The organism is Pseudomonas sp. V98_8, from assembly GCF_029967975.1.
Lineage (GTDB): Bacteria > Pseudomonadota > Gammaproteobacteria > Pseudomonadales > Pseudomonadaceae > Aquipseudomonas > Aquipseudomonas umsongensis.
Genome location: NZ_JASCAE010000059.1, coordinates 12,150 through 36,296, shown reverse-complemented (window position 1 = coordinate 36,296; position 24,147 = coordinate 12,150). Strand labels below are relative to the sequence as shown.

The 24,147-nt window shown below is 61.1% G+C and carries 25 protein-coding genes; 14 read left to right on the top strand and 11 right to left on the bottom strand.

Annotation, left to right across the window (positions count from 1 at the left end; genetic code table 11):
- Positions 1-131: 131 nt before the first annotated feature.
- From QLG10_RS20360 to QLG10_RS20345, 4 genes are all read left to right on the top strand, one after another.
- On the top strand, positions 132-533 hold the full coding sequence (locus QLG10_RS20360) for a hypothetical protein (protein ID WP_110752983.1): 402 nt from the start codon (positions 132-134) through the stop codon (positions 531-533).
- Positions 534-747: 214 nt separating this feature from the next.
- A complete protein-coding gene (locus tag QLG10_RS20355; RefSeq protein ID WP_110752985.1) occupies positions 748-1,026 on the top strand; it encodes a DUF3303 family protein in 279 nt (92 codons plus the stop codon).
- Between the two features lie 267 nt (positions 1,027-1,293).
- The gene (locus QLG10_RS20350) at positions 1,294-2,562 is read left to right on the top strand and encodes an outer membrane protein transport protein (protein ID WP_110752987.1); all 1,269 of its coding nucleotides are present in this window, start codon (positions 1,294-1,296) and stop codon (positions 2,560-2,562) included.
- Positions 2,563-2,608: 46 nt separating this feature from the next.
- Positions 2,609-3,283, top strand: a complete 675-nt coding sequence (locus tag QLG10_RS20345; RefSeq protein ID WP_110752989.1) for a DUF3313 domain-containing protein — start codon at positions 2,609-2,611, stop codon at positions 3,281-3,283.
- An 83-nt stretch (positions 3,284-3,366) separates the two neighbouring features.
- On the opposite strand, the gene ligD is transcribed toward QLG10_RS20345, so the two are convergent.
- A complete protein-coding gene (gene ligD, locus QLG10_RS20340) occupies positions 3,367-5,967 on the bottom strand; it encodes a DNA ligase D (protein WP_282487924.1) in 2,601 nt (866 codons plus the stop codon).
- 184 nt (positions 5,968-6,151) lie between these two features.
- Between ligD and QLG10_RS20335 the strand changes: the two genes are divergently transcribed.
- A complete protein-coding gene (locus QLG10_RS20335) occupies positions 6,152-6,595 on the top strand; it encodes a cupin domain-containing protein (protein ID WP_110752993.1) in 444 nt (147 codons plus the stop codon).
- Positions 6,596-6,711: 116 nt separating this feature from the next.
- Here QLG10_RS20335 and QLG10_RS20330 read toward each other — a convergent pair whose 3' ends face one another.
- Positions 6,712-7,455: a tellurite resistance TerB family protein gene (locus tag QLG10_RS20330; RefSeq protein WP_110752995.1), complete on the bottom strand. Its 744-nt coding sequence runs from the start codon at positions 7,453-7,455 to the stop codon at positions 6,712-6,714.
- Between the two features lie 248 nt (positions 7,456-7,703).
- Between QLG10_RS20330 and pcsA the strand changes: the two genes are divergently transcribed.
- From pcsA to QLG10_RS20315, 3 genes are all read left to right on the top strand, one after another.
- Entirely contained in the window at positions 7,704-8,426 is a 723-nt protein-coding gene (pcsA, locus tag QLG10_RS20325) for a phosphatidylcholine synthase (RefSeq protein ID WP_110752997.1), read from the top strand.
- Positions 8,427-8,430: 4 nt separating this feature from the next.
- On the top strand, positions 8,431-8,817 hold the full coding sequence (locus tag QLG10_RS20320; protein ID WP_110752999.1) for a DUF488 family protein: 387 nt from the start codon (positions 8,431-8,433) through the stop codon (positions 8,815-8,817).
- A 214-nt stretch (positions 8,818-9,031) separates the two neighbouring features.
- Positions 9,032-9,958 carry a universal stress protein gene (locus QLG10_RS20315; protein ID WP_110753001.1) on the top strand — a complete coding sequence of 309 codons (927 nt, stop codon included), beginning with the start codon at positions 9,032-9,034 and terminating at the stop codon, positions 9,956-9,958.
- A 23-nt stretch (positions 9,959-9,981) separates the two neighbouring features.
- On the opposite strand, the gene QLG10_RS20310 is transcribed toward QLG10_RS20315, so the two are convergent.
- Together QLG10_RS20310 and QLG10_RS20305 are read right to left on the bottom strand one after the other, a co-directional pair.
- A complete protein-coding gene (locus QLG10_RS20310) occupies positions 9,982-10,794 on the bottom strand; it encodes a class I SAM-dependent methyltransferase (protein ID WP_110753003.1) in 813 nt (270 codons plus the stop codon).
- Positions 10,795-10,833: 39 nt separating this feature from the next.
- Positions 10,834-11,103, bottom strand: coding sequence for a DUF4242 domain-containing protein (locus QLG10_RS20305; RefSeq protein WP_110753005.1), 270 nt, complete (start codon positions 11,101-11,103; stop codon positions 10,834-10,836).
- 175 nt (positions 11,104-11,278) lie between these two features.
- Between QLG10_RS20305 and QLG10_RS20300 the strand changes: the two genes are divergently transcribed.
- The gene (locus QLG10_RS20300; protein ID WP_188263502.1) at positions 11,279-12,265 is read left to right on the top strand and encodes an AraC family transcriptional regulator; all 987 of its coding nucleotides are present in this window, start codon (positions 11,279-11,281) and stop codon (positions 12,263-12,265) included.
- 85 nt (positions 12,266-12,350) lie between these two features.
- Here QLG10_RS20300 and QLG10_RS20295 read toward each other — a convergent pair whose 3' ends face one another.
- The 3 genes from QLG10_RS20295 to QLG10_RS20285 all read right to left on the bottom strand — a co-directional run bounded on the left by QLG10_RS20295 (position 12,351) and on the right by QLG10_RS20285 (position 14,233).
- The gene (locus QLG10_RS20295; RefSeq protein ID WP_110753009.1) at positions 12,351-13,565 is read right to left on the bottom strand and encodes a cytochrome c biogenesis protein DipZ; all 1,215 of its coding nucleotides are present in this window, start codon (positions 13,563-13,565) and stop codon (positions 12,351-12,353) included.
- 145 nt (positions 13,566-13,710) lie between these two features.
- Positions 13,711-13,923 carry a hypothetical protein gene (locus QLG10_RS20290; RefSeq protein ID WP_282487923.1) on the bottom strand — a complete coding sequence of 71 codons (213 nt, stop codon included), beginning with the start codon at positions 13,921-13,923 and terminating at the stop codon, positions 13,711-13,713.
- 46 nt (positions 13,924-13,969) lie between these two features.
- The gene (locus tag QLG10_RS20285; RefSeq protein WP_110753013.1) at positions 13,970-14,233 is read right to left on the bottom strand and encodes a DUF2790 domain-containing protein; all 264 of its coding nucleotides are present in this window, start codon (positions 14,231-14,233) and stop codon (positions 13,970-13,972) included.
- Between the two features lie 293 nt (positions 14,234-14,526).
- Between QLG10_RS20285 and QLG10_RS20280 the strand changes: the two genes are divergently transcribed.
- Positions 14,527-15,267: a response regulator gene (locus QLG10_RS20280; protein WP_008063067.1), complete on the top strand. Its 741-nt coding sequence runs from the start codon at positions 14,527-14,529 to the stop codon at positions 15,265-15,267.
- Positions 15,264-16,574 (top strand): HAMP domain-containing sensor histidine kinase, encoded by a 1,311-nt coding sequence (locus QLG10_RS20275; RefSeq protein ID WP_110753015.1) that lies wholly within the window; start codon positions 15,264-15,266, stop codon positions 16,572-16,574. Before QLG10_RS20280 ends, QLG10_RS20275 begins: the two co-directional genes overlap by 4 nt.
- A gap of 138 nt (positions 16,575-16,712) precedes the next feature.
- Here the strand turns inward: QLG10_RS20275 and QLG10_RS20270 are convergent, their stop codons facing one another.
- The 3 genes from QLG10_RS20270 to QLG10_RS20260 form a co-directional block, all read right to left on the bottom strand.
- Positions 16,713-17,471 carry a putative DNA-binding domain-containing protein gene (locus QLG10_RS20270; RefSeq protein WP_110753017.1) on the bottom strand — a complete coding sequence of 253 codons (759 nt, stop codon included), beginning with the start codon at positions 17,469-17,471 and terminating at the stop codon, positions 16,713-16,715.
- On the bottom strand, positions 17,464-18,303 hold the full coding sequence (locus QLG10_RS20265) for a DUF692 domain-containing protein (protein WP_282487922.1): 840 nt from the start codon (positions 18,301-18,303) through the stop codon (positions 17,464-17,466). The genes QLG10_RS20270 and QLG10_RS20265 overlap by 8 nt, the downstream gene beginning before the upstream one ends.
- A gap of 144 nt (positions 18,304-18,447) precedes the next feature.
- Positions 18,448-19,782 carry an acetamidase/formamidase family protein gene (locus QLG10_RS20260; protein ID WP_052024732.1) on the bottom strand — a complete coding sequence of 445 codons (1,335 nt, stop codon included), beginning with the start codon at positions 19,780-19,782 and terminating at the stop codon, positions 18,448-18,450.
- 432 nt (positions 19,783-20,214) lie between these two features.
- On the opposite strand from QLG10_RS20260, the gene QLG10_RS20255 reads away from it, so the two are divergent.
- Both QLG10_RS20255 and QLG10_RS20250 read left to right on the top strand, forming a co-directional pair.
- Positions 20,215-21,261: a class I SAM-dependent methyltransferase gene (locus QLG10_RS20255; protein ID WP_282487921.1), complete on the top strand. Its 1,047-nt coding sequence runs from the start codon at positions 20,215-20,217 to the stop codon at positions 21,259-21,261.
- Between the two features lie 142 nt (positions 21,262-21,403).
- A complete protein-coding gene (locus QLG10_RS20250) occupies positions 21,404-22,246 on the top strand; it encodes an NAD-dependent protein deacetylase (protein ID WP_282487920.1) in 843 nt (280 codons plus the stop codon).
- Between the two features lie 115 nt (positions 22,247-22,361).
- On the opposite strand, the gene QLG10_RS20245 is transcribed toward QLG10_RS20250, so the two are convergent.
- Positions 22,362-23,279 carry a LysR family transcriptional regulator gene (locus QLG10_RS20245; RefSeq protein WP_282487919.1) on the bottom strand — a complete coding sequence of 306 codons (918 nt, stop codon included), beginning with the start codon at positions 23,277-23,279 and terminating at the stop codon, positions 22,362-22,364.
- A 141-nt stretch (positions 23,280-23,420) separates the two neighbouring features.
- Between QLG10_RS20245 and QLG10_RS20240 the strand changes: the two genes are divergently transcribed.
- Positions 23,421-24,119, top strand: a complete 699-nt coding sequence (locus QLG10_RS20240; protein WP_020800013.1) for a CoA transferase subunit A — start codon at positions 23,421-23,423, stop codon at positions 24,117-24,119.
- The last annotated feature ends 28 nt before the right edge of the window (positions 24,120-24,147 follow it).

The window sequence follows — 24,147 nt, the reverse complement described above, 5'->3', positions numbered from 1 at the left end:
GGCGGAGTGTCAGCCACTGTTTAGTTGACTGACACATCGCCTTCGCGAGCAAGCCCGCTCCCACATCTAGATCTACGTCAGTCCCAAAGACTATGGGCAAATTCGATCACTGCGCTCTATGATTGAATCCCATGACCACCTCTGCTCCGATACGCCAACCCTGCCCGCCCGGCGCCTGCGACTGCGGGCGTGACCCGCTGCTGGAAACACCGGGTGCGGACGTGCGCATCCTGTTCCTGACCCGCGCGGAAGAAAAGCGCCTGGTCGAACGCCTGGAAAACCTGCAAAGCCTCCAGGACCTCGAGCACCTGCAACGGCGGATGTTCGAGCAATTGGGCATTCGCGTGGCCATCGCTCCCGGTTTCAATGAAGTGCGGACCATGCGCGGTATCGGCATTCACATCGACGAACTGCCAGGACTGTGCCGCAAGACCCGGGCAGCGATCCCGGCGGCGATTCGCCGGGCCATGGAGAAGCGTCCGCAAATCGCCTTCGAGTTGCTCAACGCCAACGACCTGTTGCGTGACGCCTGATCGCCTGTTTCAGCGCTGAGACAGCGACCATACAGCCCCTGTAAAAGAGGATCGGCGGTCGTACGTAAAGTGCGCGGCGCTGCTATGCCTTCTGCAGGGAGCAGTCGTTTCAGGCCAGACAGGATGACACTGGCAAGGCAAACGTGACCGAGGTCCCGGCGCCAACCCGGTGCGCGAAGACAGGCAGGTGCCAATCCCTGGAAGGAGGTGGCAGATGTTGTTCATCGTTAGCTGGAAAATCAGTACGACCAATCGCAACAGTGCGATCGAACGCTTTCTCAAGACCGGTGGTGCGCCACCGGAAGGCGTCAAGATGCTCGGACGCTGGCACGCTGTCGGCGGCGAAGCCGGTTTTGGCGTGGCCGAGGCCGACGATCCCGCATCGATCCAGAAATGGGTACTGCAATGGAGCGACCTGATGACCATGCAGGTCCAAGTGGCACTGACTGACGAACAGATGGCGCCGTTGCTGGCAGCCGCTGCCGGCAAGTAATGGTCTCGAGGCGGCGAGACCTGCTCGCCGCCTCGATTCGAAGCGATGCGACAGAGCGCGTTGAGCACCCTGGAAACGCTCCTTGAGCCTTAGCCTGAACTATCGGTTTTAACTCACTAATTACTGGATATTTCTCGAGACCTACCTACGCTCTTTCGCGTGGGAAACAAATTTCATGGCAGTCAGTTGACTGCTCTCAGGGGAGTTGACACCGGTCGATGGCGACAGCCACCGGTGTCCGTAATGGGAATGCACAAAGGTGACCCCATGCAGCTGAAAAATTGCGCCCTACCCGCCGTCTCATTGCTCGCTCTGTGCTGCCAGCAGGTACAGGCTGGCGGCATCATGCTTTACGAAGTCGCCACCGATAACGTCGGCCTGGCCAACGCCGGTGCCGCCGCCCGGGCCCAAGGCCCCTCGACGATTGCCAGCAATCCGGCGGGCATGAGCTATTTGCCAGGCACGCAGATCACCGCCGGCTTGCAAGTGCTCTACGGCGATATCTCGTTCGATCGCGACGACAGCACCAACGTCTCCGGCAGTGGCAGTGGCAACGCCCTTGATCCGTTGCCCGGAGGCAGTTTTTTCGTCAGCCATGAACTGGACGACCACTGGAGTGTAGGCTTCGGCCAGTACGGCGACTTCGGGTTGGCGGTCAATTACGACAATGACTGGTCGGGCCGCTACTTTTCGCAAAATTCCAGCCTGCTCGGCCTGTCGCTGGTGCCCAGCGTGGCCTACCGCTTCAACGATCAGTGGTCGGTGGGTGTCGGCGTCAAAGCCATGTACGGCATGCTCCAGGCCCAGACCGCCATTGACCGGTCGCCCTTCGGCTTCACCGAACGCGGCGACGGCCAGTTCAAATACAAGGACAAGGATTGGGGCTTCGGCGCCAACGTCGGGGTGATCTACGCCCCACAACCTGGTACCCGCATCGGCCTGACCTACACCAGCAAGGTTGACCTTGAGTTCGAGGACGGCCTGGACATCAAGGGAAACGGCCCGCTACTGCAACGACTGGATGGTACCAACACCAAACTTGATATCACCGTGCCGCAAACCGTGACCCTGAGCCTGTTCCAGCAACTGGACCGGCAATGGGCGCTGCTGGCCTCGGTCAATTGGCAGGACTGGTCGGAATTCGGCGATATCGGTGTCCAGGTCGACACCTCGGCAAACGATGCCCGATCCACCAACATCGACGCCGGTTTCAAGGACACCTGGCACCTGTCACTCGGCGCGCAATACCAGGCCACCGAGCAATGGCTGTGGAACGTCGGCGTGGCTTACGACAGCAGTGCCGTGTCCGACAGCAAGCGTTCGGTGATCGTGCCCATGGCCGAATCCTGGCGCATTGCGACGGGCGCCACCTATGCGCTGAACAAAGACACCGACGTCAACCTCAGTTGGGCCATGGTCTGGATGGGCGACATGCCGGTTGATCAGAGCAAGGACCTGTCTGGCAATAGAATTTCCGGTCAATTCGACAATACCTGGATTCAAGCCGTGACCGGGAACATGACTTGGCGTTTCTGATTATCTGACTACGCTTAGACGAATTACCCAAGGAGCACACAGCACTATGAACCTGACCCGAAAATTGCTCGTCGGCACTGCCCTGGCCGGGCTCCTGCTCGGCGGTTGTACCTCGAAAGTCACCGAGCGGGAGCAGTATTCCGGCTACCTGTCCAACTACAACAACCTTCAGGAAGTCGAAACGCCCAGCGGTGGCACGGCGATGCGCTGGGTCAGCCCTTCGTGGAACCCCGACGCCTATGACACGGTGGCGTTCAACCGCCTGGAGCTCTACCCGGCCCCCAAGCCCAACGAGCGGGTCAACCAGCAGACCCTCAATGACATCCAGAACTACATGACCAGCAAAGCCAAGTCGACACTGGGGCAGAAGTACCGCGTGGTTTCCAGTCCAAGCGCCGCACCCAAGGGAGCGAAAACCCTGGTCATGCGCGCCGCCATCACCGGTGTGAGCGCTTCCAACGAAGGGATGAAATGGTATGAGGTAGTGCCCATCGCCGCCGTCGTTGGTGCTACACAGGCCGCTACGGGTCATCGGGACCAGGACACCGAACTGTTTATCGAAGCCGAGTTCATCGACGCGAAAAGCAACCAGACCGTGGCCAAGGTGGTGCGCAAGGTGTTCGGCAAACAGCTGTCAAACGAAAGCCAGAAAATCACCGCGCAGGATTTCAAGGCGGCGATCGACAAGTTGGGTAGCGACTTCCAGGCCTTCATAAAATAACGCACCTCCTGTAGGCGCTGCCGCAGGCTGCGATCTTTTGATTATAAAAAACAACATCAAAAGATCGCAGCCTGCGGCAGCTCCTACTTCATCCCCACTCGCCGTCGCATCTCGGCTGTAATCGTCTGCCGGGTTTTCTTCAGGTCCGCCCAAGGCTCATCGCCCACTTCGGCCAGGCGTTCATGCGCGTTGTGGATGTTCCACTGGTTGCCGCCCTTGAGCGTTGGGACTTCTTCTCGAAAAATCGGCATCGACACTGGCAGCCCTTCGCGGGTACGCACGGCGTAGGCGCAGATCGTGGTGGCGCCCAAGCCATTACGCAAGTAGTCGATGAAGATCCGCCCCACCCGGTTCTTCGGCCCCGAAACGGCAGAAAAACGCTCCGGCAGCATCTTGGCCATGTGGCTGACAATGGCGTGGCTGAAGTCCTTGACCTCATCCCAGCCATGCTTGCGAGTCAGCGGCACCACCAGGTGGATACCCTTGCCGCCGCTGGTCTTGAGGAACGCCTTGAGTCCCAGTTCGTCGAGCACCGTCAGGGTCAACTGAGTGGCCTCGACCATGCGTTTCCATGGCAGCGCCGGGTCCGGGTCGAGGTCGAGGACGAAGCGGTCGGGTTTGTCGAGGTTGTCGGTGGTGGCGTTCCAGGTGTGCAGCTCGACCGTGCTCATCTGCACCGCACCAATCAAGGCTTCGGCGTTGTTGATCACCATCATCGGCTGGCCTGTGAGTTGCTGGTCGAGGGTGGTGATGCCGGGAATCGCCAGGCGTTCGGCGTTTTTCTGGAAAAACAGTTCGCCAGCGATGCCATCTGGCGCACGTACCAGCGCCACAGGCCGATCCTTGAGCTGAGGCAGAATCCATTCGGCAACACTGGCGTAGTACTGCGCCAGCTGCACTTTGGTCGCGCCCGTGCTGGCGTCGATCACCCGGTCGGGGTGGGTGATGCGGACCTTGCCCTGCTCAAGACCGATTTGCGAGGGTGCTGGTTCGGCTTTCTTCTTCGAGGCCGTCGGTTTGGCGGCGGCTTTTTTCGCGGGGGCAGTTTTCACGGCAGTCGGTCGCTCCTCGGTAATGTCTTTGGCGGGCTTGTCATCGCGCAGGCCATGGAACACCGCATGGCGCACCGAACCGTCCTTGGTCATTTCGGCAAAGGCCACTTCCGCCAGCAGGCTGGGTTTGAGCCAATGCACAGCCTTGAACTCGGCACCGCTGGGCGGGTTGACCACGGCGGCTTTTTTCGTCTGCAAGGGTTTGAGTTGTTGATGAATGCTGTTGAGCGTTGCCTCGGTGAACCCGGTGCCGACCTTGCCTGCGTAGCGCAATTCACCGCTGTCGCGGTCGTGCAACCCCAAGAGCAATGCACCGAAGGCACTGCGTGAACCTTTGGGGTCGGTGAAGCCAACGATGACGAATTCCTGTCGATGCTTGCATTTGAGTTTGACCCAGTCACTGCTGCGCCGGGATACATAGGGCGAACCCAGGCGTTTGCCGATCAGGCCTTCCATTTGCATCTGGCAGGCGCTATTGAGCAGGGCTTCCGGGTCTTCGCCAAAGGCGTCGGAGAAGCGCAGCAATGGGTCTTTGCTGGTTTTGAGTACAGTCGAGAGCGCCGCCCTGCGCTCCTCGACAGGCACCTCGCGCAGGTCCACGCCATTGAGATAGGGCAAATCAAACAGGTAGTAGAGGATATTCCCACTGCGGCCCGCTTCGAAGGCGTTTTGCAAGGCCTGGAAGTCCGGTACGCCTTGCTCGTCGGTCACCACCATTTCACCGTCGAGCCAGGCCGATTCCAGGCCCAGCGCCGCCAGCGCCTTGGCCTGGTCGGGCAGCTTGTGGGTCCAGTCATGACCGTTGCGAGTGAAAAGCTTGACCTCGTCATGGTCGATACGCGCCATGATCCGGTAGCCGTCGAACTTGACTTCATAACTCCACTGTCCGCCCGGGGCCTTTTCCACCAGCGTCGCCAGCTCCGGCTTGATCTGGTCCGGTAGCCTGGCTTTGCGCGCGCCCGTGAGTGGCACGGACTTTTGCTTGGACGTTTCTTTGCGCGTTGGCGCCGCCGGCGGCTTGATGGCCTTGGCTTGGGTTGCCTTGGTCGCCTTGGTTTTTTTGCCCAGGATCGTTCGTTCGCTGAGCACGCTGTCGGGTTCGGCGACCACCACGTCGTAATCACTTTCCGGCCGGGCGGCACCGTCCTGGTGCTTGATCAGGAACCACTGCTCCTGCTTGCCCGGCATGTGCGTGCGCACCAGGTTCCACAGGCCGCCGAGCTTCTCGCCTTGCAGTTCGAACTTGAGCCGGCCCTTGGCATAGGCCTTCGCCGGATCCTCCTGAGGAATCCACACGCCACGGTCCCAGACGATGACATCCCCCGCACCGTAGTGACCTTCGGGAATACTGCCTTCAAAGGTGGCGTAATCCAGCGGATGATCTTCGACATGTACCGCCAAACGCTTGACCTTGGGGTCCAGCGATGGTCCCTTGGGCACCGCCCAACTCTTGAGCGCACCGTCGAGTTCCAGGCGAAAGTCGTAATGCAGGCGCGAAGCATCGTGCTTCTGGATGCAGAACTGCAAGGCATGATCCTTGGTTTTTTTTCTGCCCTTGGGTTTGACGGCGACGGGTTCCGACGTCGCCGAAAAATCGCGCATGCGGTTGTAGTCATCGAGATTTTTGTTCATGGCTCACCCGCGGTTCGCTGCAGGGCGCTGAATCAGCACTTCCCTCTCTCAGCAGAGCGAGCCTTGGCGAAAAAAATTCCATCGCCGTCGAAATTGCCCGGACGGACGGCCCCGTACCGCGGCTGCCGGCCAGCGTTCAAGCGCCTACAATCGGCGGATGCTGCCTCATCTGCGGAGAGCCATCATGCGTACGGTTCACGTCCTCCAGTCCCCACCGGCATCGGTCAATGTCGTTGGCGAAAAGATCACTGTCCTGGCTGGCGGTGATCTCAGCAAACCGTTTGAAATGCATATCCAGGAAGGCATTCAAGGTGGCGGCCCGCCCCCGCACTTTCACCCATGGGACGAAGCGTTCTACGTGGTCGACGGTCAGGTCGAAGTGACCGTCGAAGGCACCTCCACCACCGTCTCGGCCGGAGGCTATGTGCATATTCCAGCCGGGGCGATTCATGCCTACAGGAACGTCAGCCCCACGGCAAAGATGATCGGCGTGGTCTCCGATCCGCGAGGCGGGCTTTTTTTTACGGCGATGGACCGGTTCAAGGTACCCGAGGATCTTCCGCGGATATTTGAGGTGGCGGAGCGCTTTGGCGTGACCTTCCTGGTGCCCGAACCACCGCCCTCCTGATCCACCGACCTCGCTCTCTGTAGGAGCTGCCGCAGGCTGCGATCTTTTGATTTTTGCGCCTGAAAGATCGCTGAAGATCAACAGATCGCAGCCTGCGGCAGCTCCTACAGAGGCCTTCAGGCTGTGCCCTTGGCCTGCTGTTCCAGATGTACCTGCAAATCCGGATCGATATTCAAGGCAGCCGCCAGTTCATCCAGATAATTGCGCTCGGCATCCTGCTGATCATCCACCAGCATCACGCTGGCCAGGTACATCTCGGCGGCGATGCCGGGGTCGGTTGCCGATTGTGCCACCTCGGCAGGGTCAAGCGGTTTGGCGGCTTCGTCATCAAGCCACTGCTGCAATTGCGGATCATCGGTGTGCCGGGCGATTTCGGCATTGATCATTTGTGTCTCGGCGTCGTCGAAGCGGCCATCGGCTTTGGCCGCCGCGATCATCGCCCGCAGGATCGCGTGGCTGTGTTCCTCGACTTCCGGACCCGCCAGCATGTCCACCGTACGCATCGCCTGCTGCGGCGCCTGTTGTTGCTGCGTGGCCTGACTGCGTTGCCAGGCCTGAAACGCCTGGAATGCCATCATCCCCAGCGAAGCCAGCGCTGCATAATTGGTACCACCGGCGGAGCGCGATTGCGGCGCGCGGCCCATTGACGATCCTGCGCCCAACAAGCCACCGAGCAAGCCACCCAGGCCACCCATGCCGCCAGCGCCCGAACGGCTGGCGCCACCACCGCCCAACAGGCCGCCGAGCAATCCGCCCAAGTCACCCAAGCCACCTTGAGCCGACGCCCCACCGCCGCCCCGTTGCGCCATCGAGCCCTGGCCGGCCCGCAATAATTGTTCGAGCAGATCGCTGGTGTTCATGACGACGTCCTCATCGATGGGAGTGATCCAGTCAGACAACGATAGCCCTCGCGCGTAAATGTGCTACCACCGTCTGGCTGACACATTACCGGTTTATCCGCTGTATTTTTTTACGGCGCAGCTAAGATTCATGGGTGGTGAACCTTATTCCCGGATACCCGGTCGATACTTGCAACCCAACCCGGTTTGCCGCCGCCCGCCAGATGAGGGCGTTGACTGGCTTGCTTCACTTTCTGGAGAACGCCCCCGTGATATCGACCCTACACATCGCCAGGCTTAAAGCCTGGGGCGCCCATGGTTTTACCGCCACCGGCGTGGTCACCGCCTTCCTCGCCACCCTCGCCCTGCTCGAAAACCAGCCCACCAGTTGCCTGCTGTGGCTGGGTGTGGCCTTGATCGTCGATGGCCTGGACGGCGCGCTGGCGCGCAGGGTCAACGTACAGTCGGTGCTGCCGAGTTTCGACGGCTCGATTCTCGACCTGGTGATCGACTACCTGACCTACGTATTCATTCCGGCACTGTTCATCTATCGCTACATCCCGTTGCCGGACTACACACTGCTGCTGACCGTGTCGCTGATCCTGGTGTCGTCGCTGTTCTGTTTCTGCAACGTCAACATGAAAAGCAAGGACAACTACTTCCAGGGCTTCCCCGCCGCCTGGAACGTGGTTGCCCTGTGCCTGTACATCATCGCGCCGTCACCCTGGATCACCTTCCTCACCGTGATCGGCCTGGCCCTGTTGACGCTCACCCGGATGAAATTCCTGCATCCGTTTCGCGTGCGCCGCTTCATGCCGATCAACATTGCCGTGACGGCGATCTGGCTGCTGTGCAGCCTGTCGCTGGTGGTCAACCACCCGGTGATCAACCCCATGGTCATGGGGCTTTGGCTGTTGATGTCGGCGTACTTCCTGGGTATCTGCTTGTGGCGTACGGCGCTTGAGTGGCTCGACGAATCGCGGCTCAAGTAGCGCCATGCCTATTCATATCGTACGGCTCGGCTCCCCGCGAAAACCCGACGAGGGCCTGCGCCTGGGCACCGTGCGCCGTCCACCCCGCGGTGTACCCAAGGCGGAGTTTGCCAGCCGGGATTTCTACGACGTGTGGCAGCCGCTGCTTTCGCCCAGCCCGGAGCTGGTACACCAGGCCCAGGTCGCTGAAGACGAGAAGGCCTGGAATGCGTTCAGGCGCCAGTTCAAGGCCGAAATGAACCACCCTGCCCCCAGCCAGTTGCTTGATCTGCTGGCGGCTCTTTCGCATCACACGTCCCTGGCCGTTGGGTGTTATTGCGAGGACGAAGCGCATTGTCATCGCTCGGTGTTGCGTGAGCTGCTTGAGGCGCGGGGGGCGGTGGTTGTGTAGATACTCTCGCTGCTGTACCCGATCTTCTGTGGCAGCGAGCCTGCTCGCGATGGAAGTCAACGATGACGCGGGGAACCTGACACCCCGCGGTGCTCTCAGGTTTTTCGCGAGCATGCTCGCTCCTACAGTGCTACACCCCCACCCATCATGGTCAATACTCAAGGATTGAAGCCAAGCCAAACAACCGTCGTCTCAACCCCACGGGAGGTTTGTCATGTCTGGTCAATCTCGCTTCATGCTGGTGACTTCGCCGCTGATGGAACACAGCCCTGCTTTCGACCGGGCGGCCGCGCTGGCCAAGGCAGAGGGCGCGGCGTTGCACATCGTGGCCTTCGACTATCTGGAAGGCCTGGCCACGGCTGGCATGGTCAATGAAAAGGCGCTGGAGCAGATGCGCCTGGGTTACGTCGAGCGCCACCGTCAGTGGCTGGAAGACCAGGCCCGGCCCCTGCGTAAAATCGGCGTAACCGTGACAACGGAAGTGGCGTGGGTGCAAAACCCGCTGGAAGAAATCCTGATTCACCTCAAGGAACAGCCGATGGATGTGCTGATCAAGGCGCTGGAACACCAGTCTTTGCTATCGCGGCTGATCTTCACCCCACTGGATGTGCATTTGCTGCGTGAGTGTCCGGTGCCGTTACACTTCGTCAGCCATGCGGTCAACGCGCTACCGCGCAAAGTGGTCGCAGCCGTCGACCCCTTTCATCGTGATGATCACTACAAGACGTTCAACGACCGCATCCTGCACGAGGCCACGAAACTGGCGACTGCCTGCAATGCCGAGCTCGATGTGGTCTACGCCTATGACCTTTCGTCCATCAGTTCGGACGAATTCGGCTTTGACAACGGCTCGGCGTTTTTTTCCTCGACCCACAACAAGACACTGTATGACGCACAGCTGGAGGCCTTCAACGAATTGGCCCAACGCAATGGCATCGCCGAACCGCAACGGCACATGATCATGGGTAATCCAGCCAAGGTCCTGAGCCGCTATGCCGATACCTTCGACGTCGACGTGATCGTCATGGGCCGTCTCGGCCATCGTGGCATGGGGCGCCTGATCGGCAGTACGGTGGAGCATCTGCTATACAAAATGCCCTGCAGCGTGTGGGTGGTGTACACCGAGCGGCTGGATGAATAGCCGCCCGATGTATTGGCCGAGCCTCAACGCCTGGTGATGACCACCTCCAGGTATTCACTGGGCACCACCATCGACCTGTCGCCCGCCCGGTTCAGGCGGTTGAGCAGTTCGGTCAGGTCGTCTTCCAGGGCCTTGGCGCCATCAGGGGGTAGCGCCGCGAAGGCCTTGTGGATCGGACCGTACCAGCTGCGGAAGGTATCGATGAAGTGCTCGGCCGAGCGATAGCGGAAGTTGAAGGTCCGGCGAGTCACCTGCAACAGGAATTCGCGCTCGTCGAAGTGCTTGTGCAGCCAGGCTTCCGTGCCCCACTGCGAAGGCGGTTGCGCGCCGGGCGGTGGCGGCATGTGCCGGCCCAGGGTCTTGAACATCTGGCCGACGAAACCTTCCGGCGTCCAGTTGGCCAGGCCGATCCGGCCACCGGGGCGACACACTCGCGCCAGCTCCGAAGCGGCCTTGGCCTGGTCCGGCGCGAACATCACACCGAAGGTTGAAAGCACGGCATCGAAACTGGCATCAGCGAAAGGCAACGCTTCGGCGTCAGCCACCTGGAAGGTCACGTTCAGGCGTTCGGCACGGGCACGGTCTTCGCCACGCTCGAGCAATGCAGCCACATAGTCGGTGGACACCACCCGGCAACCGCGACGCGCGGCGGCCAGGGTCGCATTGCCATTGCCGGCGGCAACGTCCAGCACCTGTTCATCGCACAACAGGTCGCAAGCCTCGGCCAATTGCTCGCCGACGATCTGCAAGGTAGTGCCGATCACGGCGTAGTCGCCACTGGCCCAAGCGGCCATTTGACGGGTTTTCAAGGCAGTAAGATCAATGGGTGTACTCATGGAGGCAATCTCTGGTTTGGAACAGGACCGGGCACACGCTCACTCAGCCGTCGTGGGATCGATGATGTTCATGACCTGGGAAATGCGATTGGCCGGGAAACCGCCCTGCCGGGCATGCTCCCTGATGAGTTCCTCGTTTGGCGCGATGTACACGCAATACAGTTTGTCGCCTGTGACATAACTCTGCAGCCATTGCACCTCTGGCAACTCGCGCAGCACCTTGCAGGACTTTTGCGAGACGGCTTTCAAATCCCTTTCTGACAGTGCTCCGGCGCCTGGAATCTCGCGTTCAATGACGAACTTGGGCATGGCAACCTCACTTTTCTTATTGATGACAGGGCCAGATGGCCCTGTGGGCAAACTATCGCTCTGACGCTGATCGGCGTCCTGTCCGATCGTCGGCGAACACTGCCCGATCGTCCGGAGAATACACCTTGGGCCGTGACGCGCTCACAATCAGAAACCCCCACACGGGAAAACGCCCATGGATGCCCTGTCACAGACCCTGCGCGTCGTCCGCCTGGTCGGCGCGATTTTCATCAACGCCAGGTTCACCGCCCCCTGGTGCTATCAGTCGCCGAGCGCCGACACGGCGGCACCGTTCCTGGAACCCGGTGCCGAACGGGTGGTGATCTTCCACTTGATTACCGAAGGCGAGTGCTACGTCGAACTGGGCGATGATCCTGCGCTGCTGCTCAACCCCGGGGACGTGGTGATATTCCCCCAGGGCCACGCCCATCGCATGAGTTCCCGACCGGGTTTGACGCCCGCCAGCGGTGCGCGGCTCGACGAGGTGCTGGCGCGGCGCCCGCGGCAGTTGAGTTATGGCGGTGGTGGTGCAGTGACGCGCCTGGTGTGCGGCTACCTGGCCTGCGACACGCGTTTGGCCGGCATGTTGCTGGCAGGTCTGCCGCCGGTGGTCAGGGTCAATGTGCGCGGTTCGAACGCCGGCATCTGGCTGGAATCTTCGGTGCGTTATGCCCTGGCGGAAGCGCGATCGCCAAGGCCTGGCGGCGAAGGCGTGCTGGCGAAACTGGCCGAGGTGCTCTTCATCGAAGTACTGCGCCTGTACATGCACGAACACGGCGAGGGGCGGACCGGGTGGCTGGCCGGCGTAAGCGACCGGATCGTCGGCGCGGCCCTCAACGCCTTGCACAAGAAACCCTGCCACGCCTGGACGCTGGATGAACTGGCGCGCACCGCCGGCACCTCAAGATCGGTCCTGGCGGAGCGTTTTGCGCAACTGGTGGGGGTCACGCCGATGCAGTACCTGACGCAATGGCGCATGTTGCTGGCGGCCAATCTGTTACGCAGCAGTAACAGCTCGTTGATGCGCATCGCCGAAGAGGTGGGTTACCAGACCGACACGGCGTTCAGTCGCGCGTTTCGCCGGGAGTATGGCGCGCCGCCGGCGGCGTGGCGGCGTAGTCAGGGCAATCGATCAATGGCTCACGGCGAGGTGAGCCATTGATATCGCAAAAAGATCGCAGCCTGCGGCAGCTCCTACAGTGAACGCATACTCTGTAGGAGCTGCCGCAGGCTGCGATCTTTTGACTTCAAGCCGCTGGAACAGCGGTCTTCGCCTCTTCAAGCAATTGCTGGATCATCTTCTCCTGAGTGTCATAACTACCTTCACCAAAGTGCGTGTACCGCACCTGGCCCTTCGCATCGATCAGGTAGTGGGCAGGCCAGTACTGGTTGTCGAAGTTGCGCCAGATCGCGTAGTTGTTGTCGATCGCTACCGGGTAGGTAATGCCGTATTCCTTCACCTTGTCCCGGACGTTGTCGATGATGCGTTCGAACCCGTACTCCGGGGTGTGCACACCGATCACCACCAGCCCATCCTTCTCGTACTTCCTGGCCCAGTCCTTGACGTACGGCAGGGTGTGCTTGCAGTTGATGCAGTCGAACGTCCAGAAGTCCACCAGCACCACTTTGCCCTTAAGCGATTCGTTGGTCAGCGCTGGCGAGTTGATCCACTCCACCGCACCGGCTAGCGACGGCATCGCGCCCTGGGCATTGTCCATGGTCTCGGCCTTGACCTTGCTGACGAAGTAATCGACGACTTTCGGCACGGTTTCCAACAAGCCTTTCTCGACGCTGCTGATACCTTGCGACGAGGTGTTGGCCAGCAGCACATCGTTTGCTCCGGTGGCAATCACCGCCGCACCGGCCAGCACCGCCACACCGGCGCCACGACGCAACCAGCCTGTGACCGGGATCGATGGTTTCAGGCGATTGACCAGGCCACGACCAGCGAAGATCAAGGTGCCCAACGACAATGCGCTACCCAGGCCATAGGCCACCAGCAACAGACTGGTCCCGGCGTTCGCGCCCTGCAGCATGGCGCTGGTGAGAATCACCCCGAGGATCGGCCCGGCGCAGGGCGCCCAGAGCAGGCCGGTAGCGACACCAATCATGATCGAACTCAGCGGGCCGGACAGTGTGCGGCTGTTGGGGTCGATGCGATTGCCCAGCGCCACGAATGGACGCGCCAACCAGTCGCCGACCCGTGCGGAAATCAGCGACAGGGCGAACAGCACCATCACGATCAGCGCCACATGGCGGCCGGTGTTGCTGGCCTGGATCACCCATTCACTGCTGACGACTGCCAGGCTGGAGATCAGGGCAAACGTCAGGGCCATGCCACCCAGGGTCAGCAGGATCGAGGCGCGCGTACGGTCGGCCCCGGCGAACAGGAAGGGTACGACCGGCAGGATGCACGGGCTGAGGACGGTCAATATGCCGCCCAGGAAAGCGATGAGTAACATGGGATCACCTTTTTGATATGTGGGGAGGCATGGGCGGCGTCTGTAGGAGCTGACGAGTGAAACGAGGCTGCGATCTTTTGGTTGTTAAAAAGCAAGATCAAAAGATCGCAGCCTGCGGCAGCTCCTACAGAGTGAGTCGGTGTGCTCAGACCGTCTGGCTATCCAGCAACTTGCCCTGCGGCGTTCGGCTGGAACCGTTTTCGGCGAGCAAGGCATCACCGCCCTTCCCGGCGACCGGTGTCAGCTGAAAGCAGGTGCTGCTGCCGCAAGCGTTTTGTTCTACAGCGGCGTTGGCATGGGCCGCGGCGCCGGCAACGGAGAAAGCAATGGCGGTCAAGAAGCGGGTGACGTTGTTCATGATGTACTCCTGGCTGAATTGGATGCGCTAAGGGTATTCGCTGGACTCAGTTGTCCGAATTGCAGTTGTCAGCCAATTTGCGGTAGTCCAGTACCTGGGTCTTGCTCTGGGAATCCAGGTAGGTCAGCTGGGCATTCACCACACCGCAGGAAGGCGCGGCATCCTGTTTCAGCGACAACACTTTCTGGATGTCCAGGTGCGTGCCATAGCTGTAGCTCATCGGGGTAACGTCAGCTTCGGCGCGGGCCGACAAGGTGCAGATGTTCAGGGCGGCAAACAGGCAAGCGGCGTAGATGGCTTTGGTGTTCATGGTGGTTCCTCAAGGTTCATCGTTTGTGGGTAGAGGCGCTTGGGTTTGCCTCGATGGAACCTATTAGAAGCCTGCGAGGTATCCCGTATGTGTCGGGAACCGGCGCGTGTAAATCGGTACGTATCTGGGTGGCTGCGGGATACAGAGGGATACAAAACCACCGGAATTGGCTGTTTTTGCGTCGGTGTGTATCCGTTGGCAGGCCAGATACACTGCAATACAAAGGGCGGCGGGCGAGCGGGCCAAGGCTCGATAGACTGTGCGATATCCCCCACTGACAGAGGCAAGTCCCCATGGAGCACGTCGATCACATTCTCATCGTTGACGATGACCGCGAGATACGCGAGCTGGTGGGCAACTACCTGAAGAAAAACGGCCTGCGCACCACGGTCGTGGCCGATGGCCGGCAGATGCGCAGCTTCCTTGAATCCACGCCAGTGGACCTGATCGTGCTGGACATCATGATGCCGGGCGACGACGGCCTGATGCTCTGCCGCGAGTTGCGCGCTGGCAAACACAAGGCCACCCCGGTGCTGATGCTCACCGCGCGCAACGACGAAACCGACCGCATCATCGGCCTGGAAATGGGCGCCGACGACTATCTGGTCAAGCCCTTCGCCGCCCGTGAACTGCTGGCGCGGATCAACGCCGTATTACGCCGCACGCGCATGTTGCCACCGAACCTGGTGGTGACCGAATCCAGCCGCTTGCTGGCCTTCGGTCGCTGGCGCCTGGACACGTCCGCCCGGCACCTGCTCGATGGCGACGGCACCATGGTCGCCCTCAGCGGTGCCGAGTATCGGTTGCTGCGGGTGTTCCTCGATCATCCGCAACGGGTGCTCAATCGCGACCAGTTGCTCAACCTGACCCAGGGCCGCGACGCCGACCTGTTCGATCGTTCCATCGACCTGTTGGTCAGTCGCCTGCGCCAGCGCCTGCTGGACGACGCCCGCGAGCCGGCCTACATCAAGACCGTACGCAGCGAGGGCTACGTGTTTTCCCTGCCGGTGGAAATCGTCGGTGCGCCAGCATGAACCTGTCGCTGCGCTGGCCCCGCACCCTGGCTTCGCGACTGTCGCTGATTTTTCTGATCGGTCTGATCCTCGCCCAGGCGCTGTCCTTCGGTGCGCAGTACTACGAGCGCTATGAAAGCTCGAAAAACACCATGCTCGGTAACCTGGAAACCGACGTCTCGACCTCTATCGCCATCCTCGACCGCCTGCCGGCGCAAGAGCGTGCGAGTTGGCTGCAGCAACTGGATCGGCGCAATTACCGCTATCTGCTCAATGAAGGCTCACCCGGCACCGCCATGGACACGGACATGCCCGAGGCGCCGATTGCCATGACCTCGATCAAGAATTCCATCGGCAAGGACTACCCGATGACCTTCAGCGATATTCCAGGGCCTGCGAAGCACTTCCAGGTGCACCTCAAACTGTCCGATGGCAGCCCGTTGACCATCGATGTGCGGCCCTCGATGGTGCCGCTGTCGCCCTGGCTGCCCATGGTGCTGCTCGGGCAATTGGCGCTGATGATTGCCTGCACCTGGCTGGCCGTACGGATTGCCATCCGCCCCCTTACCCGTCTCGCTGAAGCCGTGGACACCCTCGACCCCAACACCCACCCGGTCCTGCTGGACGAAAAAGGCCCGACCGAAGTAGCCCATGCCGCCAAGGCCTTCAATGCCATGCAGGCACGCATCGCCGCCTACCTGAAGGAACGCATGCAACTGTTGGCGGCGATCTCCCACGACCTGCAAACACCGATCACGCGGATGAAACTGCGCGCCGAATTCATGGACGACTCGGTGGAGAAAGACAAGCTGTGGAACGACCTGGGCGAGATGGAACATCTGGTGCGAGAAGGCGTGGCGTACGCCCGCAGCGTCCACGGCGCCACCGAAGAAAGTCGACGCACCGACCTGGACTCGTTCCTCGACAGCCTGGTGTTCGATTACCAGGACATGGGCAAGCAAGTGCAGCTGAGCGGCAAAAGCGCCAGCGTCATCGACACCCGCCCCCACGCTCTGCGCCGGGTGCTGGTGAACCTGACAGACAATGCACTCAAATTCGCTGGCGCTGCGGAATTGCTGGTTGAGAAGAAAGCCGATGGCAGCGTGTCGGTGAAGGTCATGGACCGTGGCCCGGGCATCGCCGAAGCGGAACTGGCCCAGGTCATGCAGCCGTTCTACCGCGTGGAAAATTCGCGCAACCGCAGCACTGGGGGTACCGGGTTGGGATTGGCCATCGCGCAACAGCTGGCATTGGCGATCGGGGGATCGTTGACCTTGAGCAATCGCGAGGGTGGCGGGTTATGTGCAGAGCTCAAGTTGCGTGGCTAAACGATCGTTCCCACGCTCTGCGCGGGAATGCCGCCAGGGACGCTCCGCGTTCCGCTAACAACACAAGGCTGGCGTCCTGCGCAATGGTGACACGGAGCGTCACGGGATGCCTGCCCACGCAGAGCGTGGGAACGATCATCAAGCAACGACGCCTACGACGCCCTCCCCGTGCATCTGCCGCAACAACCCCAGCCCACTGTCCATAAACACCGTCGATTCCGTCATCCCCGCCTCCGCCGCCAATCCCAGCAACTGCGCACGTCCGGTCTGCCCGGGAAATTCCTCGATACGCTGCAACAACCGAAACGCCAATGGGCTCAATTCAGAAAACTTCACACTGAAATCCGGGTCCCGACGCACCAGCAGCAATGTCGGCTGATCCGGCGGCGCATCAGGCTGATAATGCGGCCCGACCAACTGCACTGGCCAGGCATACGCTAAGGGCCAGGCCAATGGCGAAACCTGCAACGGACAATCCAGCAGCCCATCGACATCGCCACCGCGCAACGGCTCGGCTTCGGATTGTTGCAGGACCATTTCCACCCATTCGTAGTGCGCCAGTTCGACCATGAACGGCGGCCAGGGGCCAGCCGCCAGCGCCGCAGGCTCAGAGGCCAGAAACTCGACAAACTCCTGGGCGATTTCGCCGAATTTCGGCGTGTGGGCGCGGTAGTCGCGCAGGAAAATCCGCACCAGTGCCCGCCATTGCGTGTCGCCGAGAATCTTCACCAATACCGGAAAGGTGCCGCCGATCAATGACGACATGTTGGCGAACACCAGGTCGCGATATACCTGGGCCCGCGCCGGGTCCATTTCCGGCGGTGGCGCGTAACGCTCGGGGTCGCGCACGTAGCGCCCCAGACTGTTTTGTTGCTCGTGCAGGGTACGCTTAACCACGGTTGACCCCCTCGGTTTGCAACCGGCGAATGGTCTGCAACTCGGCGACCAGTTCGCAAAACGCCGGAAAGTTGAAATCGCGCTCGAGCAAAGTCGGTTGCGCGCCAAATCGGGAATAGGCCTGGGCCAGCAACGACCACACCGCCGGTTTCACCGAAGCGCCATGGGTGTCGATTTTCAAGGTGTCGGACTCATCGAAATGCCCGGCGATGTGCATGGCCACCACACGATTCGTATCGATCCCGGCCAGGAACGTACGCGGGTCGAAACCATGGTTGATCGAGTTGACGTATACGTTGTTGACGTCCAGCAACAGGTCGCAATCGGCTTCGCGCAGCACGGCGTTGGTGAACGTGACCTCGTCCATGTCCTGCTGCGGTGCGGCGTAGTAGGAGACGTTTTCCACCGCCAGGCGGCGGCCGAGAATGTCCTGGGCCTGACGGATGCGCGCGGCGACGTGATGCACCGCCTCTTCGGTAAAGGGCAACGGCAACAGGTCATACAGGTGACCGTCGTCGCTGCAGTAGCTCAAGTGCTCGCTGTACAGCGGCACGTCGTGGTGATCGAGGAAGACCCGCACCTCTCGCAGGAATTCGACATCCAGCGGCGATGGCCCGCCCAGGGACAGGGACAAGCCGTGGCAGGATAACGGGTAGCGCTCGGCCAGGGTTCGCAACGCCAGGCCATGGGCGCCGCCGATGCCGATCCAGTTTTCCGGCGCGAGTTCAAGAAAGTCGAAATGGCCGGCCGGGGCGGCCAGCAGGTCTTTGATCAAACCGCGACGCAGGCCGAGCCCGACGCTGGCCTGTGCTGATGTGACAAGGGTTTGCATGATGTCGATCCCAAGGGTTGTCAGAATGTCATCACAGTTAATCGAAGGGATGTATCGGGCCTGTGTGGCGGGTCGACCGAAAACAGCAAGGCTTGTATCGCCAGCGGGTCTGTACACACTCTGGTACAAACCCGCATCCAGGCATCACGCCAGGTCGTACTTCTCGCGCACCAGATGACCGATGCCCATGCGATCGAGCACATCCATCGGGCACAGGAAGGTCACGCGCACAGTGCCTGGCAGGCGACTGATGTCGATGGAGCCGGTGATAGTGGCGCGATTGAGCACTTCGTCATAAGGCAGGCCGGTGACGGTGGCGGCGCGGGTCAAGCCGTTTTCCACCGCCAGGTTGAGGTTCTCGCCGCTGCCGATGAAGGTGATCGGGCCACTCTGTTCGATCTCGTGCTGGCCCCAACGCTCTCCCAGCTCCCGGACTTTCGCGCGCTGTCCGGCATCCATCGGCCGCGCCATCGGTGGCAGATCATCAAGGTTTTGCAGAAGGATCGGCCCTTCCAGCGTCAGGTTTTTCACCACTTGCACCACCACCTCGGTTTCCCCGGAACAGTCGGTTGCGTGGCCGGCGATCTCGCCGTTGCCCTGCTGCGCATGCATGTCGCCCATGTAAACCCCGGCCCCCGGCACTTTCACCGGGCAGATCAACACACAGCCTTCGCGGACCGAATTGGTGTCCATGTGGCCGTCAGTCTTGGCCGCGTGCAGCTCTTCGCGGGTCATGCCGAAACGGTGCGGCGCATTGATCAGGTACTGGCCGAAGTCGGCACAGTTGTGCGAGTCGGGAATGTCTCGGGACGGCAGGGTGCCGATGTTTCCGAGGAACGGCCGCATAGGCGCGGCAACCCCGGGGATATCGGCGCGGGCCAGGGACAGGATTGAATGCTGTGCGGCGAACTCCGGCAGCGCCGACATCTCAGAGGCATTGCCGGCCAGTCGGTTGGCGATGTCCTGGTTGACCGTCAGGCTGACCTGATTCTGTGCGTCAAAGACGATCACATAGCCATGGCTGAAGCGAAATGCGCTGACCTCGGCGTCACAGTGGTTGCAGCGAATCGCGTCCTCGCCGATACCTTCGACATGGCTGGCCGGGTGCTCGGTGCCACATTTGGAGCAGAACTTGGAGACGAACGGATCGCCGTTGTAGCGCCCCTCGACAAAGCTCATGACCCCGGAGGAAGTGGCCAGCGACGTGACGCGCATGCTGTTGATCTTGATCGCCACGGCATCGCCGATTTGCGCCCCGGCGATGGCCACCGGTTGTGTCACTTCATGGCCACCTTCGAAAGCGGGCGTGATCATCGGCCCCCAGCAACCTGGCGGCGTCCCGGTGACCAGGGTGCCGCCGTCGGCCAGCGGGCCGAGCATCGGCTGGCTCGGGCCAATGATGCCGTTGGTGTAGCGATCGACTCGCAGGCGATCGACCGGCGCGGCGTTGAGAGTGGGTTGAGGCACAAGCGTTGTCATGATGATCCCCATCGGAGTCAGGAGCGAATGGTCCTCACAGTTCAGCGCAGGTTTGTATCTGGTCTGTGTTCGGGGGTGGCCTTGAATTGGCGGGGACTGTATCGAGAAGCAGTCTGGATACATTGGGATACATGCATAGGGACTGCCAAATACCCTCCCTGTGGGAGCGAGCCTGCTCGCGAAGGCGATCTGTCAGTCCAAGAGATTTTGACTGATTCACCGCCTTCGCGAGCAGGCTCGCTCCCACAAGGGGCCGCGTCGATCAGGGACATTGGTTTTCGTCGCTTGGGACGGCGCCACAGCCCCTGAGAACTAAACTTAATCCATACAGGACGAGTTGATCGTCCTGTCCATTCCACGACCACCGCCCAGGGGCGAACGCCTCGATAAACACCGCCACTGGACTCTGATCCTGCAAAAGGAGCACACGTGATGGACGAGGCCAAACTCAACGATTTCATGGGCAAACTGGTAGGCGACATGGGCGGCGCGGCGATGCTGGCCAACGTCATCCTTGGTGAAGAGCTCGGCCTGTACCGGGCCATGGCCGACAGCCAGCCAGTCAAGCCCGAAGCACTCGCCGAGAAGACCGGCTGCAACCCTCGCCTGGTGCGCGAATGGCTCAGCGCCCACGCAGCTTCCGGCTATATGGAACACAGCGACGGTCAATTCCGCCTGCCCGAAGAACAAGCCCTGGCACTGGCCGTGGAAGACTCGCCGGTCTACGTGGCGGGTGGCATCGGCGTAGTTGCATCGTTTTTTCATGACAAGGACAAACTGGTCAAGGCCATGCGCGGCGATGGTGCCCTGGCGTGGGGCGATCACCACCCATGCATGTTCAGCGGCACCGAACGTTTCTTCCGGCCCGGCTACAAGGCGCACCTGATCGCCGAGTGGTTACCGGCCCTGGACGGCGTGGTGGCCAAACTGGAGGAAGGCGCCAAAGTCGCTGACATTGGCTGCGGTCATGGTGCGTCGACGGTGATCATGGCCCAGGCCTACCCGAACTCGCGGTTCGTTGGTTTCGATTACCACGCGCCGTCCGTCACCGTTGCCACCCAGCGCGCCGAAGAAGGTGGCGTGTCCGGCCGGGCACGGTTCTTCCAGGGTACGGCCAAGAGCTATCCCGGCAACGACTATGACCTGGTCTGCTACTTCGACTGCCTGCACGACATGGGCGACCCGGTGGGCGCGGCCAAGCACGCGTACGAGTCATTGAAGCCGGATGGCACGGTATTGCTCGTGGAGCCGTTCGCCAACGACTCGCTGGACGACAACATCTCCCCGGTCGGCCGGCTGTTCTATGCCGCCTCCACCTTCATCTGCACGCCCAATTCGCTGTCCCAGGAAGTCGGCCTGGGCCTTGGCGCACAAGCAGGTGAAGCCCGGTTGCGCAAGGTGTTCAGCGAGGCGGGGTTCAGCACATTCCGACGGGCCACGGAGACGCCGTTCAACCTGATCCTCGAAGCACGTAAATAGCCCCCCCTTCTGTGGGAGCGAGCATGTTCCGGGCGGCGTTCCGACGATGGAAGACGAAACACCACGGGGCGTCAGGCCGCCAGTGTTATCGTTGACGTCCATCGCGAGCGTGCTCGCTCCTACAGGTTTGCGGGGTATTGAGATGCTCGATAGCCAGTTCCAGGAACAACTCGACCAGCTCCAACAGCTCATGGCCGACGAGCCGTTCGCGGTCCTGACCGGTGCCGGTATCAGTACCCCGTCGGGCATTCCGGACTACCGAGACAATCAGGGCGTACGCCGTGGCCGCCAGCCCATGATGTATCAGGAGTTTCTCTCGGCGCCCGAATCCCGACGGCGCTATTGGGCGCGGGCGATGCTTGGCTGGCCGCGGGTGCGCCAGGCGCAACCGAACGTGGCCCACGACACCCTGGCCCGCTTGCAAAGCACGGGACGGATTGGCGCCTTGATCACGCAGAACGTCGATACCCTGCACGACCAGGCTGGCAGCCATGATGTGATCGAACTTCACGGCAGCCTGCACCGGGTACTGTGCCTGGACTGCGCAAGACGTAGCGAGCGCGATTCGATCCAGCAGTTGATGGAAACACAGAACCCCTACCTCGCAGGCGTGGACGCAGTGCAGGCGCCGGACGGCGACACCTTGCTCGACCCGGGCTTCGAGGCACGCTTCCAGGTTCCGCTCTGCCCGCATTGCAATGGCGAACGGTTGAAGCCGGACGTGGTTTTCTTCGGTGAGAACGTTGCGCAGCACACGGCGGCGAAAGCGCTGGCCACGGTGGAAAAGGCCGCCGGGTTGCTGGTGGTTGGCTCGTCGCTGATGGCGTACTCGGCGTTTCGCCTGTGCCGGGCGGTGGTGGATCAGGGCAAGCCACTGCTGGCGATCAACCTGGGCAAGACACGGGCGGATGACATGCTGGACCTGAAAATCGAGGGGTCGTGCGAGCAGTTGCTGCCGTTACTGGCACAGCGCCTCTCCGCCTGACAAAACACCTCCCCCTTGTAGGAGCTGCCGCAGGCTGCGATCTTTTGATCTCGATCCTCAGCAATTTCAGCACCGCCAGAAAACAAGATCAAAAGATCGCAGCCTGCGGCAGCTCCTACAGGGGTTTGTTCAGCCCAGGGGAAAGTTGTTGGCCGAGATTTTCTTCCTTGAGCACATCAAACAACGCCTGCGCCGCCGCAGACAGCTCCCCTCCCTGCAAGGTCAGCACGCCAATGGCCCGCTCCAATACCGGGTCGCGCAAGGTAATGCAATGCGCTCCGAGTTCACGCATCTGCCCCACGCACAAGGCCGGAACCACGCTCACGCCCAGCCCACTGGCAACCATCCGCCCGACCGTCGCCAGTTGATGGCTTTCAAACTCCACCGGCAGCTTCATGCCCCGGGCCTGCAAATGCTCCTCCAGCATCACCCGCACCGTCGACGGGCGCTGCAAGGTAATGAACGGCTCCTTGAGCAAGGTCTGCCAGTCGATTTCCTCGAGCTCGACCAGCGGTGAGTCTTGGGGCACCACTGCCACGAAGCGATCCATGTAAAGCGGCGTGAATTGCAGCGATGAGCTCATGGTCGGCTCGAACGCCACGCCGAGTTCCACCTGGCGGTCGCGAACCATTTCCAGCACCTGCTCGTTGATCACGTCGTTGACCGTGACATTGACTTTCGGATAGCGGACGCGGAATGTCTTGAGTATCGGCGGCAGCAGGTTGCCGGCAAACGAGGGCATGGCCGCCAGGGTCACTCGACCACGCTGCAGGGTGAAGCGCTGGCGCAACTCATCCTCGGCATTGTCCCAATCGGCGATCAGGCGGCGCGCCAGCGGCACCAGGGTTTCGCCTTCGACGGTCAACGCCACATTGCGTGTGTTGCGGGTGAACAATCGCCCGCCCAGGCCCTCCTCCAGTGCCTTGATGGTCAGGCTCAAGGCCGATTGCGACAGGTGCAGGCGCTCGCAGGCCACGGCAAAACTGAGGCTTTGGGCCACAGCCAGGAAGGCGCGGATCTGCTTGACTGTCATGGTCACTGTCTCCAACGCATTAGATTGTTGAGTTTTATCCATTAATCAACATTAAAAATCAACTTAACAAATGAATCTTGTCGCGCGACACTCAGTCCCATTCGGCTAGCCAGCCGCCCACAAAGAATAAGAGAGGTGCATATGGCAGGTTTCGACAAGCGCGTGAGTTCCTACGAGGAAGCCCTGGCCGGTCTTGAAGACGGTATGACCGTGATCGCCGGTGGCTTCGGCCTGTGCGGGATCCCGGAGAACCTGATCAACGAGATCAAGCGCAAAGGCACTCGCGACCTCACCGTCGTTTCCAACAACTGCGGCGTCGACGGATTCGGCCTCGGCGTGCTGCTCACCGACCGCCAGATCAGCAAAGTGGTGGCCTCCTACGTTGGCGAAAACAAGCTGTTCGAGGAGCAACTGCTCAAGGGCGAAATCGAAGTCATCCTGACCCCCCAAGGCACCCTCGCTGAAAAAATGCGCGCAGGCGGTGCCGGCATCCCGGCCTTCTTCACCGCCACCGGCGTCGGCACTCCCGTCGCCGACGGCAAGGAAGTGCGCGAATTCCATGGCCGCAAGTACCTGATGGAAGAATCCATCACCGGTGACTTCGCCATCGTCAAAGGCTGGAAAGCCGACCATTTCGGTAACGTGATCTATCGCCACACCGCCCAGAACTTCAACCCGCTGGCTGCCACCGCCGGCAAGATCACCGTGGTCGAAGTCGAAGAAATCGTCGAACCCGGCGAGCTGGAGCCGTCGCAGATCCACACCCCTGGCATCTACGTCGACCGGATCATCTGCGGCACGTTCGAGAAGCGCATCGAACAGCGCACCGTACGTAAGTGATCCCCTGCCCCCGGACCGAATGAAGGAA

What these genes read in the sequence shown, in the direction of transcription:
- QLG10_RS20300 (WP_188263502.1), top strand. Translation starts at nt 11,279, where the DNA reads ATGGATGCCCTGTCACAGACCCTGCGCGTCGTCCGCCTGGTCGGCGCG.
- QLG10_RS20320 (WP_110752999.1), top strand. Translation starts at nt 8,431, where the DNA reads ATGCCTATTCATATCGTACGGCTCGGCTCCCCGCGAAAACCCGACGAG.
- QLG10_RS20305 (WP_110753005.1), bottom strand. Translation starts at nt 11,103, where the DNA reads ATGCCCAAGTTCGTCATTGAACGCGAGATTCCAGGCGCCGGAGCACTG.
- QLG10_RS20285 (WP_110753013.1), bottom strand. Translation starts at nt 14,233, where the DNA reads ATGAACACCAAAGCCATCTACGCCGCTTGCCTGTTTGCCGCCCTGAAC.
- QLG10_RS20335 (WP_110752993.1), top strand. Translation starts at nt 6,152, where the DNA reads ATGCGTACGGTTCACGTCCTCCAGTCCCCACCGGCATCGGTCAATGTC.
- QLG10_RS20280 (WP_008063067.1), top strand. Translation starts at nt 14,527, where the DNA reads ATGGAGCACGTCGATCACATTCTCATCGTTGACGATGACCGCGAGATA.
- QLG10_RS20310 (WP_110753003.1), bottom strand. Translation starts at nt 10,794, where the DNA reads ATGAGTACACCCATTGATCTTACTGCCTTGAAAACCCGTCAAATGGCC.
- QLG10_RS20360 (WP_110752983.1), top strand. Translation starts at nt 132, where the DNA reads ATGACCACCTCTGCTCCGATACGCCAACCCTGCCCGCCCGGCGCCTGC.
- QLG10_RS20330 (WP_110752995.1), bottom strand. Translation starts at nt 7,455, where the DNA reads ATGAACACCAGCGATCTGCTCGAACAATTATTGCGGGCCGGCCAGGGC.
- QLG10_RS20245 (WP_282487919.1), bottom strand. Translation starts at nt 23,279, where the DNA reads ATGACAGTCAAGCAGATCCGCGCCTTCCTGGCTGTGGCCCAAAGCCTC.
- QLG10_RS20250 (WP_282487920.1), top strand. Translation starts at nt 21,404, where the DNA reads ATGCTCGATAGCCAGTTCCAGGAACAACTCGACCAGCTCCAACAGCTC.
- QLG10_RS20295 (WP_110753009.1), bottom strand. Translation starts at nt 13,565, where the DNA reads ATGTTACTCATCGCTTTCCTGGGCGGCATATTGACCGTCCTCAGCCCG.
- QLG10_RS20275 (WP_110753015.1), top strand. Translation starts at nt 15,264, where the DNA reads ATGAACCTGTCGCTGCGCTGGCCCCGCACCCTGGCTTCGCGACTGTCG.
- QLG10_RS20350 (WP_110752987.1), top strand. Translation starts at nt 1,294, where the DNA reads ATGCAGCTGAAAAATTGCGCCCTACCCGCCGTCTCATTGCTCGCTCTG.
- QLG10_RS20260 (WP_052024732.1), bottom strand. Translation starts at nt 19,782, where the DNA reads ATGACAACGCTTGTGCCTCAACCCACTCTCAACGCCGCGCCGGTCGAT.
- ligD (WP_282487924.1), bottom strand. Translation starts at nt 5,967, where the DNA reads ATGAACAAAAATCTCGATGACTACAACCGCATGCGCGATTTTTCGGCG.
- QLG10_RS20290 (WP_282487923.1), bottom strand. Translation starts at nt 13,923, where the DNA reads ATGAACAACGTCACCCGCTTCTTGACCGCCATTGCTTTCTCCGTTGCC.
- QLG10_RS20315 (WP_110753001.1), top strand. Translation starts at nt 9,032, where the DNA reads ATGTCTGGTCAATCTCGCTTCATGCTGGTGACTTCGCCGCTGATGGAA.
- QLG10_RS20240 (WP_020800013.1), top strand. Translation starts at nt 23,421, where the DNA reads ATGGCAGGTTTCGACAAGCGCGTGAGTTCCTACGAGGAAGCCCTGGCC.
- QLG10_RS20255 (WP_282487921.1), top strand. Translation starts at nt 20,215, where the DNA reads ATGGACGAGGCCAAACTCAACGATTTCATGGGCAAACTGGTAGGCGAC.
- QLG10_RS20345 (WP_110752989.1), top strand. Translation starts at nt 2,609, where the DNA reads ATGAACCTGACCCGAAAATTGCTCGTCGGCACTGCCCTGGCCGGGCTC.
- QLG10_RS20355 (WP_110752985.1), top strand. Translation starts at nt 748, where the DNA reads ATGTTGTTCATCGTTAGCTGGAAAATCAGTACGACCAATCGCAACAGT.
- QLG10_RS20265 (WP_282487922.1), bottom strand. Translation starts at nt 18,303, where the DNA reads ATGCAAACCCTTGTCACATCAGCACAGGCCAGCGTCGGGCTCGGCCTG.